At 56.8% G+C, this 18,478-nt stretch carries 18 protein-coding genes and 2 pseudogenes; 11 read left to right on the top strand and 9 right to left on the bottom strand.

All coding sequences use genetic code 11. The features are described from left to right. Positions 1-3: 3 nt before the first annotated feature. From AB7933_RS00960 to AB7933_RS00970, 3 genes and pseudogenes are all read right to left on the bottom strand, one after another. A pseudogene (locus tag AB7933_RS00960) lies at positions 4-474 on the bottom strand (IS5 family transposase); the annotation flags it as partial. 59 nt (positions 475-533) lie between these two features. Further along, positions 534-1,802 (bottom strand): group II intron reverse transcriptase/maturase, encoded by a 1,269-nt coding sequence (ltrA, locus tag AB7933_RS00965; RefSeq protein WP_010466266.1) that lies wholly within the window; start codon positions 1,800-1,802, stop codon positions 534-536. Between the two features lie 519 nt (positions 1,803-2,321). Then, positions 2,322-2,834, bottom strand: a pseudogene (locus AB7933_RS00970) (IS5-like element ISPre1 family transposase); the annotation flags it as partial. A 461-nt stretch (positions 2,835-3,295) separates the two neighbouring features. On the opposite strand from AB7933_RS00970, the gene phnC reads away from it, so the two are divergent. The 8 genes from phnC to AB7933_RS01010 all read left to right on the top strand — a co-directional run bounded on the left by phnC (position 3,296) and on the right by AB7933_RS01010 (position 10,701). Further along, complete coding sequence (gene phnC, locus AB7933_RS00975; RefSeq protein ID WP_003118432.1) at positions 3,296-4,123, top strand: phosphonate ABC transporter ATP-binding protein; 828 nt, start codon at positions 3,296-3,298, stop codon at positions 4,121-4,123. Next, a complete protein-coding gene (gene phnD, locus AB7933_RS00980) occupies positions 4,120-4,983 on the top strand; it encodes a phosphate/phosphite/phosphonate ABC transporter substrate-binding protein (protein ID WP_010466255.1) in 864 nt (287 codons plus the stop codon). The genes phnC and phnD overlap by 4 nt, the downstream gene beginning before the upstream one ends. 8 nt (positions 4,984-4,991) lie before the next feature. Then, on the top strand, positions 4,992-5,819 hold the full coding sequence (gene phnE / locus AB7933_RS00985) for a phosphonate ABC transporter, permease protein PhnE (protein WP_010466252.1): 828 nt from the start codon (positions 4,992-4,994) through the stop codon (positions 5,817-5,819). Between the two features lie 8 nt (positions 5,820-5,827). Next, positions 5,828-6,838, top strand: coding sequence for a phosphonate dehydrogenase PtxD (gene ptxD, locus AB7933_RS00990; RefSeq protein WP_003118429.1), 1,011 nt, complete (start codon positions 5,828-5,830; stop codon positions 6,836-6,838). Next, on the top strand, positions 6,832-7,701 hold the full coding sequence (locus tag AB7933_RS00995; RefSeq protein ID WP_010466239.1) for a LysR family transcriptional regulator: 870 nt from the start codon (positions 6,832-6,834) through the stop codon (positions 7,699-7,701). The genes ptxD and AB7933_RS00995 overlap by 7 nt, the downstream gene beginning before the upstream one ends. Positions 7,702-7,808: 107 nt before the next feature. Then, positions 7,809-8,789 carry an IS5-like element IS1384 family transposase gene (locus tag AB7933_RS01000; protein ID WP_010466230.1) on the top strand — a complete coding sequence of 327 codons (981 nt, stop codon included), beginning with the start codon at positions 7,809-7,811 and terminating at the stop codon, positions 8,787-8,789. Positions 8,790-9,125: 336 nt separating this feature from the next. After that, positions 9,126-9,923, top strand: coding sequence for a sulfite exporter TauE/SafE family protein (locus AB7933_RS01005; protein ID WP_019821372.1), 798 nt, complete (start codon positions 9,126-9,128; stop codon positions 9,921-9,923). 280 nt (positions 9,924-10,203) lie between these two features. Next, positions 10,204-10,701: a tetratricopeptide repeat protein gene (locus AB7933_RS01010; RefSeq protein WP_019821370.1), complete on the top strand. Its 498-nt coding sequence runs from the start codon at positions 10,204-10,206 to the stop codon at positions 10,699-10,701. A gap of 76 nt (positions 10,702-10,777) precedes the next feature. Here AB7933_RS01010 and znuA read toward each other — a convergent pair whose 3' ends face one another. Together znuA and AB7933_RS01020 are read right to left on the bottom strand one after the other, a co-directional pair. Continuing rightward, complete coding sequence (znuA, locus tag AB7933_RS01015; RefSeq protein WP_019821367.1) at positions 10,778-11,767, bottom strand: zinc ABC transporter substrate-binding protein ZnuA; 990 nt, start codon at positions 11,765-11,767, stop codon at positions 10,778-10,780. A gap of 242 nt (positions 11,768-12,009) precedes the next feature. Beyond that, positions 12,010-13,320: an MFS transporter gene (locus AB7933_RS01020; protein WP_019821365.1), complete on the bottom strand. Its 1,311-nt coding sequence runs from the start codon at positions 13,318-13,320 to the stop codon at positions 12,010-12,012. A 286-nt stretch (positions 13,321-13,606) separates the two neighbouring features. On the opposite strand from AB7933_RS01020, the gene AB7933_RS01025 reads away from it, so the two are divergent. Next, positions 13,607-13,738: a YHYH domain-containing protein gene (locus AB7933_RS01025; protein ID WP_094030665.1), complete on the top strand. Its 132-nt coding sequence runs from the start codon at positions 13,607-13,609 to the stop codon at positions 13,736-13,738. Positions 13,739-13,786: 48 nt separating this feature from the next. Here the strand turns inward: AB7933_RS01025 and AB7933_RS01030 are convergent, their stop codons facing one another. The 3 genes from AB7933_RS01030 to AB7933_RS01040 all read right to left on the bottom strand — a co-directional run bounded on the left by AB7933_RS01030 (position 13,787) and on the right by AB7933_RS01040 (position 16,618). Beyond that, a complete protein-coding gene (locus AB7933_RS01030; RefSeq protein ID WP_019821364.1) occupies positions 13,787-14,239 on the bottom strand; it encodes a chromate resistance protein ChrB domain-containing protein in 453 nt (150 codons plus the stop codon). 83 nt (positions 14,240-14,322) lie between these two features. Next, the gene (gene chrA / locus AB7933_RS01035; protein ID WP_019821362.1) at positions 14,323-15,681 is read right to left on the bottom strand and encodes a chromate efflux transporter; all 1,359 of its coding nucleotides are present in this window, start codon (positions 15,679-15,681) and stop codon (positions 14,323-14,325) included. Continuing rightward, positions 15,674-16,618: a chromate resistance protein ChrB domain-containing protein gene (locus AB7933_RS01040; RefSeq protein ID WP_024078242.1), complete on the bottom strand. Its 945-nt coding sequence runs from the start codon at positions 16,616-16,618 to the stop codon at positions 15,674-15,676. The genes chrA and AB7933_RS01040 overlap by 8 nt, the downstream gene beginning before the upstream one ends. Positions 16,619-17,029: 411 nt before the next feature. Between AB7933_RS01040 and AB7933_RS01045 the strand changes: the two genes are divergently transcribed. Further along, positions 17,030-17,230 (top strand): heavy-metal-associated domain-containing protein, encoded by a 201-nt coding sequence (locus tag AB7933_RS01045; protein ID WP_019821359.1) that lies wholly within the window; start codon positions 17,030-17,032, stop codon positions 17,228-17,230. 118 nt (positions 17,231-17,348) lie between these two features. Here AB7933_RS01045 and flgB read toward each other — a convergent pair whose 3' ends face one another. Further along, on the bottom strand, positions 17,349-17,762 hold the full coding sequence (gene flgB / locus AB7933_RS01050; RefSeq protein WP_019821357.1) for a flagellar basal body rod protein FlgB: 414 nt from the start codon (positions 17,760-17,762) through the stop codon (positions 17,349-17,351). A gap of 384 nt (positions 17,763-18,146) precedes the next feature. Here flgB and AB7933_RS01055 point away from each other — a divergent pair, with 384 nt between their 5' ends. Beyond that, complete coding sequence (locus AB7933_RS01055; protein ID WP_019821356.1) at positions 18,147-18,353, top strand: co-regulatory protein PtrA N-terminal domain-containing protein; 207 nt, start codon at positions 18,147-18,149, stop codon at positions 18,351-18,353. Positions 18,354-18,478 lie beyond the last annotated feature (125 nt).

Raw genomic sequence — 18,478 nt, forward strand, 5'->3', positions numbered from 1 at the left:
ACATTACAGGCGCACCTCTCCTGCATTCGCCAGTAAATGTCGGCGCGCCATCCACAGGTTCGACAGCGCGAACAGCGTCATCAGTTGCGCCGTGTTCTTCGCCAGACCACGGAAGCGCACCTTCACATAACCGAACTGGCGCTTGATCACCCGGAACGGATGCTCGACCTTGGCTCGTACCTGAGCCTTGGCCTTCTCAATCTTGCGCTTGGCTTTGTACAAAGCACTGCGCTTATCAAGCTTCTTGTAAGTACTACGGCGGGCGGCGATCTGCCAGATGACCCCCCGGCCTTCATGTTCAGGGCGTTTCTCGACGCCGGTGTAACCCGCGTCGGCACCGACCATGTTCTCATCGCCGTGCAGCAGCTTATCGACCTGGGTGACATCGGCCACGTTGGCCGCCGTGCCCACCACGCTGTGCACCAAGCCCGACTCATCATCGACACCGATGTGCGCCTTCATGCCGAAGTGGTGAGTCGGCCGCGGGAACTGCCCCCGCAGCCGCTCGCAGAACCGTACGTGACACTCTCGCGTCATACGGCTCCCGTTATCCAACCTTGCTGCCCGGTCACTCGCCAGTGATGAAACAGCCGGGGTACCACAGTCCGCATCTTGTCCAGCCATTGGCTAATGCGCCGCTTGCGCCTATGAAGAGCCTTGTATTTTCGTCGGGCCCAGCGTTCAAGCGCGCGGTCAATGTGCTGGAAGATGCCAAGCATGGCTGTCCGATAGAACGAGCCATAGTATTGCGACCACCCCTGTATCACTGGATTGTAGAGCCGAGCCACGTCGACCAGCGTCACGTGGGTTTGGCGATTGAGTCGCCACCTGCGTACCGCTTGCCGCATCCGCTTTAAGGCATCCGCACTCGCTCCCGGAAGGAAGCTCGTGAAGAGCTGGTCTTGTTTGCTGAGCGCCTTCCTCGGCCTAAAGGTGAAGCCGAGGAAGGTAAAGCTCACATGCGGATAACCTGCGCGACGGTTACTGTCCTTGCAGTACACGACCTTCGATTTCTCGGGGTGCATCGTCAAGCCACAGGCAGCCAGCCGTGAAGCAATGGAGCGCATCACGTACTCCGCTTGCTTTCGACTGCGGCAGTGCACCACCGCATCATCGGCGTAGCGGGCAAACGGGCAGTTGGGGCTGGTACGTTGCATCCAGGTGTCGAAGGCATAGTGCATGAACAGATTCATCAGGAGGGGACTGATCACTCCACCTTGCGGGGTGCCGCGTTCGCGTCGGACGCGCATACCGTGATCCGTTTCGAACGGCGCAACCAGCCACCGCTCGATGTACAGAAGTATCCAGTCCTCCTTGATGTGCAGGCGCACCGCCTTCATCAGCAACCCATGATTGATCTGATCGAAGGCTGCCTTGATATCAAACTCCACCACCCAGTCGTATCGCCAGCAGCGCTCACGCGTGATCGCCACCGCCTGCTTCGCTGATCGTCCCGGCCGGTACCCATAGGAGTCCGAGTGGAAGATCGAGTCCAGCTCCGGCTCGATGAGAAGCTTGACCACGGTTTGCGCGACACGATCACCAACCGTGGGCACTCCCAGCTTGCGCGTGCCTCCCGATGCCTTGGGAATTTCTACTTGCTTGACCGGAGGCGGGAAGTACGACCCCGACGACATCCGATTCCACAGCTTGTAGAGATTCTTAGACAGATCCCGCTCGAAATCGGCGATGGTTTCATCGTCGATGCCGGCAGCACCGCGGTTGGCCCTGACCTGCTGGTAGGCGTCCCATACCGTGCGTTTCGCTATGTCATAAGGTTTCGCCGAGCTCACGCCACTCATCCCCGGAGGTTGGCAACGCTCGTCGGCCGGATAACGCCGCCCCTTCGCTCCACCTCCATTACAGAGGCTTCATCGCTACTACGGGAGGCTCCGCCCCTCGTTCCAGCATCGGTATTCTTCCTCATGGTGTTGGCCATTTGTCATTTTCCTTCGCATCTGGAACAAGGTTCTCACGTTCCGTACCAAAGCCTGTATGAAGATCATGCCGCCTATACACCGGCTGCCATCGGGTCCGTAAGCAGGTAACGCCCCGACTTGTCCTGAAGCCAGTACTCCACCTCAGTTTCGGCAGCACCTTGGGCATAACGATGCGTCATCGGACGGTTTGCTTTCGCTCATCTTCTCCATACTCACCTGCCATCCTCAGGGATGACTTTTCCTCGGTCGCTCACCACCACACCTTTTGGATGCAGCAGCACCGGGTGGTTTGAAGTCCGCTCCTGCAAGCCGACTTCGGAAGGCCTACTTCCATCTTCGGCACAGCAGCACAGGTCATCTGACCTGTGTTCGTGACACACAGTACTGGTTACCCTTCTTGGTCTGATGCATTTCCGGGTCGCGCTTACCGTCCTTGTTCTTGGTCGAACTCGGCGCATTGATCAGCGTGGCATCGACGATCGTGCCTTGGCGCAGCGACAGCCCTCGGTCGCCCAGATAGCCATTGATGACAGCCAAGATGCCGGCGGCTAGTTCGTGCTTCTCCAGCAAACGACGGAAGTTGAGGATGGTGGTTTCATCGGGGATACGCTCCAAGCTCAGCCCCGCGAACTGGCGCAGGATGGTGGTCTCGTACAGCGCCTCTTCCATCGCTGGATCGCTGTAACCGAACCAGTTTTGCATCAGGTGCACGCGCAGCATCGCCATCAGCGGATAGGCCGGACGACCGCCTTCACCCTTGGGATAATGCGGCTCGATCAAGGCAATCAAACCCTTCCACGGCACCACCCGATCCATCTCGATCAGGAACAACTCTTTGCGGGTTTGTTTGCGCTTACCGGCGTACTCGGCGTCGGCGAAGGTCATCTGCTTCATCGGGAAACTCGGTGGGTGGAATCCGGGTATTTTGCCAAAATCTGGAAGTCTTCTTCAGAGTTTCCCTAGCATTAAGCTGGGCGCGACAACAGACGTCTAGTTGGGCGGCACCTGAAGGTTTCGACCAGCCACATAACGGCCTAGGTCAATCGACGGGCAAGAATAGAATGTCTCCTATAGTCCGCTAGTGTGCGCTCTCTTGCTTGGATGGCATTACGTTCTGGCCCAACGTTACTGTAGCGAATCCGCAGCAGTATCAATCAAAGCCTCCTGTATCCCGCGTGAAGAAAGACGCTACGTTGCGCCCGTTCTTCCACGGCTTCGCTTGCCGCCCCGCTACGGCAGATTCGAAGTATTCATCGAAATGTCATCCTTTAGAAGCAGTGCGGTAACAAGGAATTTCTACCCTTTGCATCGCGAACCGCAATTGTGCGGCCAGCAATATTGCGAAAGGTGATCAAATGACGCCCCATCCGATACAGGACGCCGTGCTGCGGGTCGACCGGTTGAGCGTCGTCTATCCAGGCGGCGTGACAGCCCTACGCGATACCTCGATTGCATTTCGGCGTGGTGAGTTCACCGTGCTGCTTGGTCTCTCGGGCGCAGGCAAGTCGACCTTGCTCCGTAGTCTCAATCGACTCGTCACGCCCACTGGCGGCAGTGTCACCAGCGAACTCGGTGAACTCGGCAGCGGCTCGGCCTTGCGTCAGCATCGTCGGCGTACCGCCATGATCTTTCAGCACCACCAGCTAATCGAACGTCAAAGCGCACTGGCTAATGTGCTTACCGGTCGGCTGGCCTTTCACAACACGCTCCGCTCGCTGTTTCCTCTGCCGCGTGCCGATCAGGAGATTGCGCTCAGTTGCCTCGCTCGGGTCGGTCTGGCAGACAAGGCGCTAAGCCGGGTGGACAAACTGTCCGGTGGCCAGCAGCAGCGGGTAGGCATCGCGCGTGCGCTAGCGCAACAGCCGGCGATCATTCTGGCCGATGAGCCGGTAGCCAGTCTCGACCCGGCCACTTCGGTCCGTGTTCTCGGATTGCTGCGCGACATCTGCAAGGAAGACGGCATCACCGCCATCGTTTCGCTGCATCAACTCGAATATGCCCGCCGCTTCGCCGATCGCGTCGTCGGGCTGGCCGATTCTCAGATCGTTTTCGATGCCGCGCCCTCGGAACTCACCGATGCGCAGCTTGAGCGCATCTATGCAGGCCGCTCTACGACTCAGCCAGCGAATGCTCCGGCTGAACCACCTGTCATGCTCGAACCTTCACTGGAGATGTCCCGATGAAACGCTTATCCGCGCTCTTATTGACTTGCTTGCTGTCCGCTGTTTCAAGTTTGTCCGCCCTAGCGGCCGATGCCGATCCGGATGTGCTAAAGGTTGCCCTGCTGCCGGACGAAAACGCCTCCGAGCTGATCAAGCGTAACCAGCCGCTGAAGGATTATCTGGAAGAGCATCTGGACAAGAAGGTGCAGCTGATCGTAACCACCGACTATTCCTCGATGATTGAGGCGATGCGCTTTGGCCGTATCGACCTGGCGTATTTCGGTCCGCTGTCCTACGTCATGGCCAAAAGCAAAAGCGACATCGAGCCCTTCGCTGCCATGGTCATCGACGGCAAGCCGACCTATCGCTCGGTGATTATCGCCAATGTGGCGTCAGGCGTGAATGAGTATGCCGACCTTAAGGGCAAGAAGATGGCCTATGGTGACCGGGCATCGACGTCCAGCCATTTGATTCCCAAAACCGTGCTTCTTGAGACGGCCGATTTGACGGGTGGGCAGGACTACGAACAACATTTTGTGGGCACGCATGACGCCGTTGCCGTCAACGTGGCGAACGGCAACGCCGATGCGGGTGGGCTGTCGGAGGTAATTTTCAATCACGTAGCCGAACGTGGCCTAATCGATCCGAGCAAGGTGAAAGTACTTGGTTACAGCGGCGAATACCCCCAGTACCCCTGGGCGATGCGCTCGAACCTGAGCCCCGAGCTGAAAACCAAGGTGCGGGATGTATTCGTCGGTATCGACGATCCCGAAGTGCTGCGCAACTTCAAGGCCGAGGCCTTCGCGCCAATCACCGACGCCGACTACGATGTGATCCGCAACATGGGATCGCTGCTCGGCCTCGACTTCGCCACGATGTGAGCACCGATATGTCTACTCATTACGACGTGCAGGCGCTGCCTGCAGAGCAACGCGAGCACATCCTTCGAGGCTTCGGCCTCGGTTGGTGGCGCCAGCTGGGGCAGGTGGCGATTGTATTCGGAGTGGTGCTGTTGGCCTGCTGGTACGTGGGGCTGCTCGATGCCACCACGCTGCTGAACGGGCTGCCCTCCATCGCGACCCTGGCAGGCGAGGCCATGCCGCCAGACTTTTCGGGCTATCGAAGCTGGATTCGCCCCTTGATCGACACCTTGGCGATGAGCATCGCCGGTACGGCCATCGCAGTGGTGTTCTCGCTGGTGGTGGCCTTCGTTGCAGCGCGCAATACGGCGCCGCACCCCCTTGTGTTCGGTGTTGCCCGGGTGCTGCTCAATGCCCTGCGGTCGGTGCCGGAGCTGATCATGGGCATCATCTTCGTTGCAGCCGTAGGGTTCGGCGCCTTGCCGGGCGTGCTTGCCCTGGGTCTGCATTCGGTCGGCATGGTCGGCAAGTTCTTCGCCGAGGCCATCGAGCACGTCGACGAAGCGCCGGTGGAAGCCGCTCGGGCGGCGGGGGCTACGCCGATGCAAGTGCTGCTGCACGCGGTTTTGCCACAGGTGACGCCGCAGTTCGCCGACGTGGCGATCTACCGCTGGGAATACAACTTTCGCGCCTCCACCGTGATGGGCATGGTTGGCGCCGGCGGTATCGGCTTCGAACTCATGGGCTCGCTGCGCATCATGCAGTACCAGGAGGTTGCAGCAATCCTGCTGGTCATCCTGGCCATGGTCACGCTAGTAGACGCCTTCAGTGGCGTGCTGCGCAAACGTTTCAAATAGGACAAACCATGCTGCCGAAACTCGTTATAACTCACCGAGTACACGATGAGATCCTGCAACTGCTGGCGCCACATTGCGAGCTGATGACCAACCAGACCGACAGCACGCTGACGCGCGAGGAAATTCTGCGCCGCTGCCGCGATGCTCAGGCGATGATGGCGTTCATGCCCGATCGGGTCGATGCAGACTTTCTTCAAGCCTGCCCTGAGCTGCGTGTAGTCGGCTGCGCGCTCAAGGGCTTCGACAATTTCGATGTGGACGCCTGTACTGCCCGCGGGGTCTGGCTGACCTTCGTGCCTGATCTGTTGACGGTCCCGACTGCCGAGCTGGCGATCGGACTGGCGGTGGGGCTGGGGCGGCATCTGCGGGCAGCAGATGCGTTCGTCCGCTCTGGCGAGTTCCAGGGCTGGCAACCACAGTTCTACGGCACGGGGCTGGATAACGCTACGGTCGGCATCCTTGGCATGGGCGCCATCGGACTGGCCATGGCTGATCGCTTGCAGGGATGGGGCGCGACCCTGCAGTACCACGAGGCGAAGGCTCTGGATACACAAACCGAGCAACGGCTCGGCCTGCGCCAGGTGGCGTGCAGCGAACTCTTCGCCAGCTCGGACTTCATCCTGCTGGCGCTTCCCTTGAATGCCGATACCCAGCATCTGGTCAACGCCGAGCTGCTTGCCCTCGTACGGCCGGGCGCTCTGCTTGTAAACCCCTGTCGTGGTTCGGTAGTGGATGAAGCCGCCGTGCTCGCGGCGCTTGAGCGAGGCCAGCTCGGCGGGTATGCGGCGGATGTATTCGAAATGGAAGACTGGGCTCGCGCGGACCGGCCGCGGCTGATCGATCCTGCGCTGCTCGCGCATCCGAATACGCTGTTCACTCCGCACATAGGGTCGGCAGTGCGCGCGGTGCGCCTGGAGATTGAACGTTGTGCAGCGCAGAACATCATCCAGGTATTGGCAGGTGCGCGCCCAATCAACGCTGCGAACCGTCTGCCCAAGGCCGAGCCTGCCGCATGTTGAATCCGGTCTGGCTGAAGAGCCTGGTAGCGATCGTTCAAACAGGCAGTTTTCAGAGCGCGGCGAGGGCGTTGGGGCTGGCCCAGCCGACGGTGTCGCAGCACTTGCAGAAGCTTGAAGAGCAGGTCGGCGTAACGCTGGTGCAGCGCAGTCGTAGCGGCTGCCAGCCTACCACACGGGCGCTGGCCTTCATGCCGCATGCGACCGCCTTGCTCGACATGCACGCCCGGGCGCTAGAAGCCCTGCATGGCAATCGTGAGCGCGTCGGGGCCAGCTCCAACATCGGCACCTACCTTCTCCAGCCATTCGTGCGCAACTATCTGACGACCGCAAATGAGAGGGGCGAGGTGGATCTGCGCATCGCCGCCAACCCGGATGTGGCCGACCAGCTACTGGCGGGCCAGCTCGACGCCGCGATCATGGAATGGTGGCTACCTCACCCCGACTTCGAACACCGCCTCTGGCGGGTCGAGCCGCTGGTGCTTATCGTCAGCCCCGACCATGCGCTGGCTGAAGCAGGGTGCATAGAACGTGATCGTCTGGTGGACCTGCCGATGCTGGGAGGTGAACCGGGTAGCGGTACCGGACGGCTTCTGACCGAATACTTTGGCGAACTGGGCGTGCCTCGCAGCGGTATGCAGCTAGGCAGCACCGAGGCAGTCAAACAAGCAGTGAGGGCGGGACTCGGCGTGTCGTTGGTGATGGCTTCCGCAGTACAAGACGAAGTTCGCAGTGGCGCGCTGGTAGCTCTTCCCATCCCGGGGCTTGAAAAGCGTCTCCAACTGATCTGGCGCAAACCTCCCGGAAATCTGCACCCGCCGGGATTTGTGCGGCACTTATTGGAGGAGGCAGATCTAGCTGGATAAGGTGATGGATGGTTGCGATCCAGCGCTTGGCTTGTCAGCCTAGGGAAACTCTGAAAAAGACTTTCTGATTTGGCAAAATACCGCGACCCCACCCACCGAGTTTCCCGATGAAGCAGATGACCTTCGCCGACGCCGAGTACGCTGGCAAGCGCAAGCAAACCCGCAAGGAGTTGTTCCTGATCGAGATGGATCGGGTGGTGCCGTGGAAGGGCTTGATTGCTTTGATCGAGCCACATTATCCGAAAGGTGAAGGTGGCCGTCCGGCCTACCCGTTGATGGCGATGCTGCGTGTGCATCTGCTGCAGAACTGGTTCGGCTACAGCGATCCAGCGATGGAGGAAGCGCTGTACGAAACCACGATCCTGCGCCAGTTTGCCGGGCTGAACCTGGAGCGCATCCCCGACGAAACCACCATTCTCAACTTCCGCCGCTTGCTGGAGAAACACGAGCTGGCGGCCGGCATCCTCGCTGTCATCAATGGCTATCTGGGCGACCGCGGCCTGTCGCTGCGCCAGGGCACCATCGTCGATGCAACGCTGATCAATGCGCCCAGTTCGACCAAGAACAAGGACGGCAAGCGCGACCCGGAAATGCACCAGACCAAGAAGGGAAACCAGTATTATTTTGGCATGAAGGCCCACATCGGCGCCGATGACGAATCGGGTCTGGTGCACAGCGTAGTGGGCACGGCGGCCAATGTGGCGGATGTCACCCAGGTGGACAAATTGCTGCATGGCGACGAAAACGTGGTCTGCGCCGATGCAGGCTACACCGGTGTCGAAAAGCGGCCCGAGCATGAAGGACGTGAAGTTATCTGGCAGGTGGCGGCACGCCGCAGCACCTACAAAAAACTCGATAAGCGCAGCGTGCTGTACAAAGCCAAGCGCAAGATTGAAAAGGCCAAGGCTCAGGTGCGCGCCAAGGTCGAGCATCCGTTCCGGGTAATCAAGCGCCAGTTCGGTTACACCAAGGTGCGCTTTCGCGGCTTGGCCAAAAACACGGCGCAACTGGTGACACTGTTCGCTCTGTCGAACCTGTGGATGGCGCGCCGACATTTACTGACGAATGCAGGAGAGGTGCGCCTGTAATGCGGGAAATGGCCACCGGAGTGGGGTCCGGGTGGCGAAAACGTAAGAAATACTCGTCGAATTGATTGTTTTTTGATCATTTGGCGAGTTTAAAAGTTGCGCTAGGTGGTATGCCGGGGAAATACATGGCTACTTCAGACCATCCCTAACGCACAGGACTGCCAGCGGTTAGTCAGCGCACGCCATCAGCAAGCGTTGGCGAACTCTTTGTTTGATGGGCTACGGCAACACTTCAGCCGACGCCCTCCAGTGAACACTTATCTAGCTTGGCAGAAGGACCAGGAAAGATCCTAGTCTAGCTTTGTAGTTTCAGGGCGCTGAAAAGAAAAATGAGCAATGACCTCAAGTAGAGAAAAAAACAAACCAATAGTATTTGGTAGCGGCACTATTATCGGTGCCCTAGGTGGGCTGATTGGCTTGGGTGGCGCAGAGTTCAGGCTGCCACTACTCATCGGATTGTTTGGTTTCGGTGCGTTGGAGGCTGTCATTCTCAACAAGGCCATGAGCCTCGTGGTGGTAGCCACAGCTCTTCCATTTCGCGCATTCAGCGTTCCCTACTCTGCGGTCTTTGAACGGTGGGACATCATCGTCACGCTTCTGGCTGGAAGCCTTGCGGGTGCTTGGTTTGGAGCGGGATGGGCAACCAAGCTCAAGAGTAAAACCTTGTACCGCGTTTTGGCAGTGCTGCTCGTAGGCATCGCTGTTGCTTTGCTGTTCGGCCATGAGGCAAGCGCAACTGGGGTCGCCCTGCTTCAAGGCGAGACACTGGCTATAGTCGGGATCGTGGTTGGCTTCGGTATCGGAGTAGTTGCTGCATTGATGGGGGTTGCTGGCGGTGAGTTGTTAATACCCACAATCGTTCTACTATTCGGTGCTGACATCAAGCTCGCTGGCAGTCTTTCACTTGCTGTGAGCCTGCCCACAATGATTGTGGGTTTCACGCGATACAGCCGCGACCAGAGCTTTTCGATAATCCGCGCTCAACGGCCATTCATACTGGTCATGGCAGCGGGTTCCATCATAGGAACATTCATCGGCGGGCAATTACTAGGTCTGATCCCGACAACATATCTCCTCCCGTTGCTCGCCGCCATTCTCCTGATTTCCTCGGTAAAAGTATGGCGTCATAGTTGAACTTTGACTCGGCCGCTAAGGGAAAGGCACTCGCCCATGAACCGAATTTACTGGTCTGGCCAAAAACCTCAATTTAGTAGTACCTGAGCGCACGGCAACCTTGGGCCGCCCTTGTGGTTCGCACTTATGCGGCGGCAATTCTTCAATTTCACTCGCTCGCGGTAGAGGAGGCCACGCCAGCACATCCCTTAAGTAGGTATACGGATCATGGCTTAAAGGTGACGGGTGGATTCTTTGCTAGGATTATCGATAGTGCTCCAAGACAAAATCAGGATTCGCCATGCACGCCCGCCATGTACCAGTTTACCTTGTGCTGCTTGGTGTTCTGAACACGGTCTATGCAGGTTTCGATGAAGGTTTCTCGGCTTTTCAGCGAGGAGATTTCACCGCCGCTTTACGTGAATGGCGACCTTTAGCTGAACAGGGCAACGCTGCCGCACAATCCAACCTCGGAATGATGTACGTCCAGGGCAAAGGCGTGCCGCAGGACTTCAAGGAGGCCATCAAGTGGTATCGCCTCGCTGCCGAGCAGGGGGCAGCCCTCGCTCGATCCAACCTCGGAGTGCTATACGCCAATGGTTATGGGGTGCCGCAGAATCACGTGGTAGCTTATGCGCTCTTTAGCCTGGCGGCCGCGAGCGCTCCTGACAGCATTGCGTTAGAAGAGCGCGATAGGATTACCGCTTCAATGACGCCACAAGAGATTGAGGCCGCGCAGAAGCTGACGCAGGACATGTCTGGCAATCCCATCAAAGCCATAGATGCGTATCTTCACTGAAAAGGCGATGACCTATGGCCCGAAATATTGTGCCGATCATCATCCAGTTCGGCTCAATCGTATGCATAATTCCATTTCAAAGTTGATCAAGACACCCAGCAAGACCATCGCTGAGATTCATCAGCAATTGCTCGTAGTTGTTGGACAAGGGTTTTAGACCAAAGCCCAGCGCATCTAGTTCGGCAAAATGCACTGGCAGGCCATCGCTCAAGGTTTGCGCCAGACGTGGACGCATGGGTGGTTCGCTAAATATACAGGTAGGTCCAGCAGCCTTGAGGCGCTCTCGCATCTCTGCGACGTGGCGTGCACCAGGCGGGACCTCGGCGTTGATTGCGAAAACTCCAGTGTGCTGCAATCCGTAGGCCTCCTCAAAGTAGTCGAAAGCCTGGTGGAAGACGAAGAACGGTTTGCCTTCCAGCGGCTTGAGGCGCGCTTTTAGTTTGATATCGAGGGTTTTTAAGCGTTGCTCGAAGGCATCCAGATTTGCTTGGTAGCGAGCGGCATTGCCTGGATCGACAAGAGCCAGATCCGAAGCCATGTGTTTGGCGATCAACCGTGCATTCTCAGGTCTCAGCCAGAGGTGGGCATCCAGTGCACCGGGTCGATGAAGTTGGTCATGATTATCGACCTGCAATTCTGTTGCCTGCTCTTTTGCATCATGCCCCTCAGATTGATCTCCGACAGGCTCGTCGTCATGTCGATGCTCCTCGCCAAAATGCCTTAGGTGCAGCCCCTGCATGTCCTGCACAGCCACGCTCTTGCCCTTTCGGCCCTCAAGTACGGTAGGCAGAAAGCCCTCCAAGTCTGGCCCGATCCAGTAAACCAGGTCTGCTTCTTTTACCTGACGCAAGTCCGAAGGACGTAACGTGTAATGGTGAGGTGAAGCACCGGCTGGTAGTAACACATCAGGTGTCCCGACACCGTCCTGCACGGCCGCAGCAATGAGTTGCAGCGGTTTGATGCTGGTTAGAACACGGGGTTCGGCGAAGGCCGAGGCGGCCACCAACCAAGTCAGGGTCACGGCGGGCAAAAGGGAAGAGAGGCGAGGCAAGGCGGCATCACTCATTGATTTTTATAGTTACATAATAACATACCGATCAGCCGGCATGTTCAAGTCGATCCGTGAATTCTGGATTGAGCGATGGAGTGCATATCTGCCGTTGCTTTGCAGCACGCAGTACTCCCACGGCAGTGCTTCGAGGAACCGGCCTGCTCCAGGCTGACTTTCAGGGCGAGCTGGTCTCTTCAGATTTTGGCGGCCAATCATGCAGTTTGCCTGGAGCAGCCTTAAAGCAGGTGTTGACGCGGTTACCTATTCGGCCAGCGACGATGTTGATCATCAATGACATATGGATGTTCATGATCGGTGCCGCTGTGTCCGTCCAGGTGAGTATGGTCATCCGACAGATTCTCATGGCTGTGCCTGATACTCTCTTGATCATGGGCCGGACGCCAGATCACGATGCTGACCGCCAATGCGCTACCTGCCACGACAACGAGCCCAACAAACGAGGCCGTGAGGCTGATGTTGGCACCCAGCCATCCCGCCAATGGGTAGGTAATCAACCAGCAGGCATGGGATAGCGCAAATTGGGCGGCAAACAACGCCGGGCGATCTTCGGCATGTGCAGAGCGACGCAACAGTCGACCGCTCGGAGTCTGGGCCAAGGAGTAGCCCACCCCAAGCACCATCCACAGCGGCAGCAGAAAGTTGTAGGTGGTCAGGTTGATGCCAACCGCTAAGCCTGCGACCAATATGCCTCCGCCAAACAGCATGGCCGTTCGGTCTTTGATGTTTTTCAACAATCGAGGCAAGACCAGGGCAGCGACCATCGAGCCGCCACCAAACGCAGCCAGCGCTAATGCCGTAGAACTCTGAGGCAGAGCGAAGCGCGACTGCACCAGCACTACGGTGTTGACGATGACCATTGCACTAGCAGCCGCTACCGTCAGATTGAGAGCCAGCAGCCCCCGCAAGCGAGGAGTGGCCAGGAATATGCGCAGGCCACGAGTGGTTCGTTCGTAGATGCTGCGTCGTGGCGTCGGTTTCGCCTTTGGCAGGAGTACTGTGGCGACCAAGGCCGCTGAGGCAAGGAACCCGATGACGGTGCCGGCGAACAGGTTATGGAAGCTGATCACGGTCAGCAACGCGGCGGCGAGCATTGGGCTGGCGACACTTTCAAGATCGTAGGCGAGACGTGATAGCGACAAGGCGCGGGTGTAATCGTCCTCATCCGGCAGTATGTCTGGAATGGTCGCCTGGAACGTCGGAGTGAACGCTGCCGAGGCGGACTGAAGGACGAAAATCAGCACATAGATTTGCCAGACTTCGGTCACGAACGGCAACGCCAGTGCAACCACGGCACGTATCAAATCCAGCGAGACCAGCATCGCTCGACGGGGTAGGCGTTCTGCAAAAGCGGCGGCAATCGGCGCCACGCCGATGTAGGCCGTCATTTTAATCGCCAAGGCTGTACCGAGGACGGCGCCCGCTTGGGCGCCCGCAAGATCGAATGCCAGTAGCCCCAGCGCGACGGTGGCGAGTCCAGTCCCTACGAGCGCGATTACTTGGGCGAGAAAGAGATGACGGTAGGTGCGGTTGGCTAGGATTTTCAGCATGAGAAATCTCACATGGAGAGGCGTGTGACCACTAGATTGTCGAGCATTTCTCGAAGAAAGAGAGCAACGAGTTTCTCGTTTATAGATGTTCTTATATCCTCCCTAGGGGGATATCACAACATCCTAAACTAGAGGCGGGGACAGCTCAAGAAATAGGCACTCAGCCTTTCATCGAATGTCAGGGAAACAGCGAGGAAGTTGCTTGCTCGATGAAGGCAATTGGCCATACTCTGCAAGGCGTGAGAGGTCTCACGAGTATAAAAACATGAGCATGGAGCAAGCCCTGATGAAACTGTCTGCCCTTTTGATCGCCGCTTTACTTTCGATTTCGTCCGCTGCTGCCTTCGCGCATAGTGGTGGTACTGATTCAAAAGGTTGCCATCGCAACCATAAAACGAACGACTACCACTGCCACTAAACGGCAAAAGCCCAGCGCTAGGCTGGGCTTCAGTGCGAGCTGGTCTCTTTACATTTGAGGAGGCCAGTTGTGCGATTCACCTTGGCATTCCTTGCACCAGGCATAAAGCGCGTCGTACAGGATCAGTCCATGCGAAAGCATTTCATGATCATCGGAATATCGCTGCGACAGCCCCAGTGAGATGGCGTACAGCCCAGCCGATTGTGGCGTCAGATCCAGACGAGAGGTATCTGCTCCCCGCACGATCTTCGCGAGCTGCTGCAAGGCGGGCTCATTGAGCTGGTACTTCTTCACAAACGCGTCGAAGCTGCACAACTCACCCTCATGGGTAAGCTCTACGCCCGGAATGTCGTAGGGTGTCGCATCTTTCTCAGCTGCAATCCGCAGCACATCACCGCTGGGTACGTACAAGAACTCGGCCTGTGGATCGATAAAGCGAGTGATCAGCCAAGGACAAGCAACCCGATCGATCTTGGGTCGTTCACGGGTAATCCACCTCATGGAACACCTCCTGCCTAGCTCAATAGGCTGGGTGGTCAGGCGAGCCCAATGCCCGCCAAAGATTGCTAATCAATTCATGCTTTCTAGCGCAGCAAATGCACAGCCAACCCGACGAGCGCGCAGGCCATCAGTACCTGAATGACGCCTCGCTTGAAGCGGAACAAGGCAATCGCCGCAGCAATCGCGATCAACGCGGAGGGCCAGTCCAGGTTACCGCTGAAGCCTTTCGGCCAAAGTACGTGATAGCCGAAGAAACACGCCAGATTGAGGATAACTCCCACCACCGCCGCCGTAATGGCGGTAAGGGGTGCCGTGAACTTGAGTTCGTTGTGGGTCGACTCCACCAGCGGGCCACCCGCGAGGATGAACAGGAACGATGGTAGAAAGGTGAACCAGGTCACTAGGGCGGCGGCCACAGCTCCCGCCAGAAATACTTGATCGGCACCGAATACTTGCAAGACATAGGCCCCGACAAAGCCGACGAAAGCCACCACCATGATCAGCGGCCCTGGCGTGGTTTCCCCCAGAGCCAGCCCGTCGATCATCTGCGTCGGGGTTAGCCAGCCATAGTGACCGACCGCGCCTTGGTAGACGTATGGGAGCACTGCGTAGGCTCCGCCAAAGGTCAGTAATGCCGCCTTGGTAAAGAACCAGCTCATCTGGGTCAAGGTTCCTTCCCAACCAAAGAGGGCGGTCAAAATCCCCATCGGCAAAGCCCATAGCACGGCGCCGATCAGTGCGAGCGATGCCAATTTCAACCAGCTGAACCGGGCATGTTCCGGGGACGGAGTGTCGTCATCGATCAAGGCTGGGCCGAAGGACTTTTTGGCGGCGCTATGCCCCCCAGCTCTGAACTTCTCGGGAGCCAGGCGACCTCCGACATAGCCGATTAACGCGGCCCCCAAGACGATCAGCGGGAACGGAACATTGAATGCAAAGATCGCGGTAAATGAAGCCGCCGCTATTGCCCACAGCCAATTGTTCTTCAATGCCCGAGAGCCGATTCTATGTGCCGCCTGCACCACGATGGCCGTTACGGCGGGTTTGATCCCATAGAAAAGTCCGGCCACCGCGGGGACATCGCCAAAGGCGATATACATCCACGAAAGAGCGATCAGGATGAAAAGTGAGGGCAGTACAAACAAAGCACCCGCAATAACTCCGCCCCAGGTTCGATGCATTAGCCAGCCAATGTAGGTTGCTAACTGCTGAGCTTCAGGCCCAGGCAACAACATGCAGTAATTGAGGGCATGCAGGAATCTGCGCTCGGAAATCCAGCGTCGCCGTTCCACCAGCTCCTGGTGCATGATCGAGATCTGTCCGGCTGGCCCGCCGAAACTGATGAAGCCGAGCTTCAGCCAGAACCAGAACGCCTCACGCAGACTAATCGGTTCAGGCCTCGACATATCCTCTTCAACCTCTGGTGCCAAAACCTTACTCATTGGGTTGCTCCTCTTTCACGAACCCGGCGAGCAGGCCATCGAAGATGGCACTTGCAGCTGCCAGCAGATGGTCGTCATGGGTAATGGTTTCACGTAGCCCTGCCAGCACCCGTTCGATACCGGCAGCCTCCACCGGCTGGATACCTCCGATATCGAGGTAGTGCACCAATGCGGCGATACGGTTTAGGCCGGGCTCTTGAAGCTCAAAACTGGCTTGTAGGGTTTCGAAGGTGACGCGGTTACCAACATGGCTGAAGGTTGCGTCATCGAAATCAAAACCCAGGGCACCGACTGGACAGTCCTGTGGCGTGTTCAGCCAGAGGATCTGAGCTTGCGCGTCAATGAAGCGACGAATGAGCCAGGCACACGCCAGTCGGTCGACCCAGGGACGCTTGCGTGTTGCCCAGACGCGTCCCTGATAATCATCAACATAGAGTGTCGTTATTGTTTGGTTGCTGCTGTGTGGCTCATCCGGAGACAGGGCCCTGCTAACCGCTGTCTCTAGCTCCTGCAAAGCCAAATTAATTTGCTGCTTCGGCTTACCTGGAAAGTAATCGATGTTGACCAGTTGTTCGTAGGCTTTGCGCAGCTTGCGAATCTGCTTGGTGGTGGCCAGTGCGTTCTCAGCATTGAGCTGTGCACGGCATGCTTCGATCTCAGTGCGTAGCTTGGTGTAGTCCTCGCTACGGTCGAACAGCTCGACAAAGCGCTCACCGTGAGAATCGACGACGGGCAAGACGTAAGCGGTGCCGTTGATGGCCAGGATGTCGCGTTCGACAGACGCTAACGCTTCACGACAGACACCGGTATCAGGCAGCAGGTAAGCACCATCGCGCAAAACTGCCGCACCTGAAGCTTTCAAAGCGCGCCAAGCCCGCATGCGTTCGGTGGCATTAGCGGTGGGTAAGCCAAGAATCAGAGTCAGCCAATTTTTCATGTAGAGATAGCTATTTAATATGTAGTCAGTATTACATTACTCCTAATCTTGGCGTTTGGAAAGCCGCCCTATAGAGCTAGGGTTTTGGCGAGACCAACTGGAGAAGGGGTTGCGAAGGCAGGGTTAATAGGTGCTGTGCGTGTTGGCCTGTCAGTCAGGCTTTCAAGCTTCAGACGTTCGTGATGAGCGTCCGGTTTTGGCCGTTCTCTGCCGGTCATGGCCAAGAAGCGTACTGGTCGAATCCGATGCAAATGGCTGGTTAGGTCAAATGCAAAAGGGTGGTCCAGACTGTGCAATTACCCATGAATGACGCTCACAACCCGAAACAGATAACTATTGACCTTGCCATCGTGTCAACGTTGATGCTGTCGGTGCGGTGAAAAGAGACCGCTCAGCACGAGAGGAATAACCATGTTCGTCTTAGATGTATCAGGCATTGGTTGCGGCAGTTGCGTCAGCAAAATTACCAAAGCGATTCAGTCACTGGACAACGAAGCTACGGTTTCCGTGGATCGGTCAGCCGGTAAGGTGAGTGTTGAAAGCAGCGAAAGCCCAGAGCAGATTCGTAAAGCTGTCGAGGCGTTAGGTTTTCCTTCTCAGATCAGCGCTTGAATGCTGACACCTGCCCCTAGTCAGAGCCCCGTATGCAGGGGGCTCCCCTTGGTGAACCCTCAGGGAGTACCGAAGCAGCCGCGTCGGCCACAATTACCGCTCGCAAGCCCTTGCGCTACTAATCACCTCGCAGAGCTTTGAGCAAACCTTTGAATGCTCCATTCAACCGAGTAAAAGCGGCGTCGAAACGTATTCCATTTTCTGTGTATTTTGCGACCTCGACCTGCTGATCGACAGTATTTTGATCAATGGCAGGTTGAGCTGGTGTGCTGTAAAGCAACGCACCTCCGTAAATATCACCTGCTGATTCTTTTTCGGTAACGTGTTTTACATTTGTTGTTTTCAAATAAAACGGAGTAGCAGGAGTTTCTGTTGTCTGGCTTGCAAGCACAGTAGAAAAATCTAAGTCTCGGGCCTTGAAGTTCGGCGTATCAGCGTTTGCGATATTGTTACTCAGGATCTCAGCTCTTTGACTACGATAAATTAACGCTCTTTCTGCGAAGCCAAGCGCTTTCTCAAAATTAATACTCACGCTAAATCACCCTCAGTAGCGCTACTATTTCCCATGAACATCGAACACTTAAGTGTTGACGCGGTGCATCCAGGTTCAGATATGCAGTTCCAGTAAAGAAACTAAAAAAACATCTTCCCCTTGAAAGTTAACGGAAACTTACAAAGTCACGCACCTCAAACTGATACTCAGTAAATAGCGGTGTGACGCTGGAAGATCGAGACCTTACGGATTAAATAGCGTGTTCCTCAAGAGAAATATCGCAACCTGACACAACTGTAATATTCACCTAAGGTTCCTGACAGGGGATGAGTCTTATAGTCCTATTGAGCCTTAAGCTCACCCCTAAGAATCATCACTTGATGTGGATTCGGGGGTTACCAATACTCATCCGAGGAAATTCAAATGAACCCCATCAAAACTTTGTTCGTCATCGCAGCCCTGACCGTCTCTTCTTTGGCAATGGCTGAAGGCGGTGGTGACCGGGCGTTCGCACGTATGGAAGCGGCTAGGAATAATTCAATGGAATCGTATCAAGTAGCCCAAAAGCAAAGCACCCAACCTCCCATCGCAGAAAGCCAAGCCAAATCGACGGACCACAAGAATTGCTGAATAGCTTGCTGCGCTCCCAAGCTGACAGAAATGTAATCACTGTGGTGGTTCAAATGTGGCAATTTCTGAGCTCGCTTGCCGTAAGAACTCGTTTTTAGTGACGGCGAGCGAGCTCATTCGGGCTC

The sequence above is a fragment of the Pseudomonas gorinensis genome (assembly GCF_042015035.1).
In the GTDB taxonomy this organism is placed as follows: Bacteria; Pseudomonadota; Gammaproteobacteria; order Pseudomonadales; family Pseudomonadaceae; genus Aquipseudomonas; species Aquipseudomonas gorinensis.

Bases quoted from the DNA above. Each gene is read 5' to 3' on its own strand.
- AB7933_RS00995 (WP_010466239.1), top strand. From the start codon at position 6,832: ATGTTGAATCCGGTCTGGCTGAAGAGCCTGGTAGCGATCGTTCAAACA.
- phnD (WP_010466255.1), top strand. From the start codon at position 4,120: ATGAAACGCTTATCCGCGCTCTTATTGACTTGCTTGCTGTCCGCTGTT.
- AB7933_RS01030 (WP_019821364.1), bottom strand. From the start codon at position 14,239: ATGAGGTGGATTACCCGTGAACGACCCAAGATCGATCGGGTTGCTTGT.
- phnC (WP_003118432.1), top strand. From the start codon at position 3,296: ATGACGCCCCATCCGATACAGGACGCCGTGCTGCGGGTCGACCGGTTG.
- AB7933_RS01000 (WP_010466230.1), top strand. From the start codon at position 7,809: ATGAAGCAGATGACCTTCGCCGACGCCGAGTACGCTGGCAAGCGCAAG.
- znuA (WP_019821367.1), bottom strand. From the start codon at position 11,767: ATGAGTGATGCCGCCTTGCCTCGCCTCTCTTCCCTTTTGCCCGCCGTG.
- ptxD (WP_003118429.1), top strand. From the start codon at position 5,828: ATGCTGCCGAAACTCGTTATAACTCACCGAGTACACGATGAGATCCTG.
- AB7933_RS01025 (WP_094030665.1), top strand. From the start codon at position 13,607: ATGAAACTGTCTGCCCTTTTGATCGCCGCTTTACTTTCGATTTCGTCC.
- chrA (WP_019821362.1), bottom strand. From the start codon at position 15,681: ATGAGTAAGGTTTTGGCACCAGAGGTTGAAGAGGATATGTCGAGGCCT.
- AB7933_RS01055 (WP_019821356.1), top strand. From the start codon at position 18,147: ATGAACCCCATCAAAACTTTGTTCGTCATCGCAGCCCTGACCGTCTCT.
- ltrA (WP_010466266.1), bottom strand. From the start codon at position 1,802: ATGAGTGGCGTGAGCTCGGCGAAACCTTATGACATAGCGAAACGCACG.
- AB7933_RS01020 (WP_019821365.1), bottom strand. From the start codon at position 13,320: ATGCTGAAAATCCTAGCCAACCGCACCTACCGTCATCTCTTTCTCGCC.
- AB7933_RS01005 (WP_019821372.1), top strand. From the start codon at position 9,126: ATGACCTCAAGTAGAGAAAAAAACAAACCAATAGTATTTGGTAGCGGC.
- AB7933_RS01045 (WP_019821359.1), top strand. From the start codon at position 17,030: ATGTTCGTCTTAGATGTATCAGGCATTGGTTGCGGCAGTTGCGTCAGC.
- AB7933_RS01010 (WP_019821370.1), top strand. From the start codon at position 10,204: ATGCACGCCCGCCATGTACCAGTTTACCTTGTGCTGCTTGGTGTTCTG.
- phnE (WP_010466252.1), top strand. From the start codon at position 4,992: ATGTCTACTCATTACGACGTGCAGGCGCTGCCTGCAGAGCAACGCGAG.
- AB7933_RS01040 (WP_024078242.1), bottom strand. From the start codon at position 16,618: ATGAAAAATTGGCTGACTCTGATTCTTGGCTTACCCACCGCTAATGCC.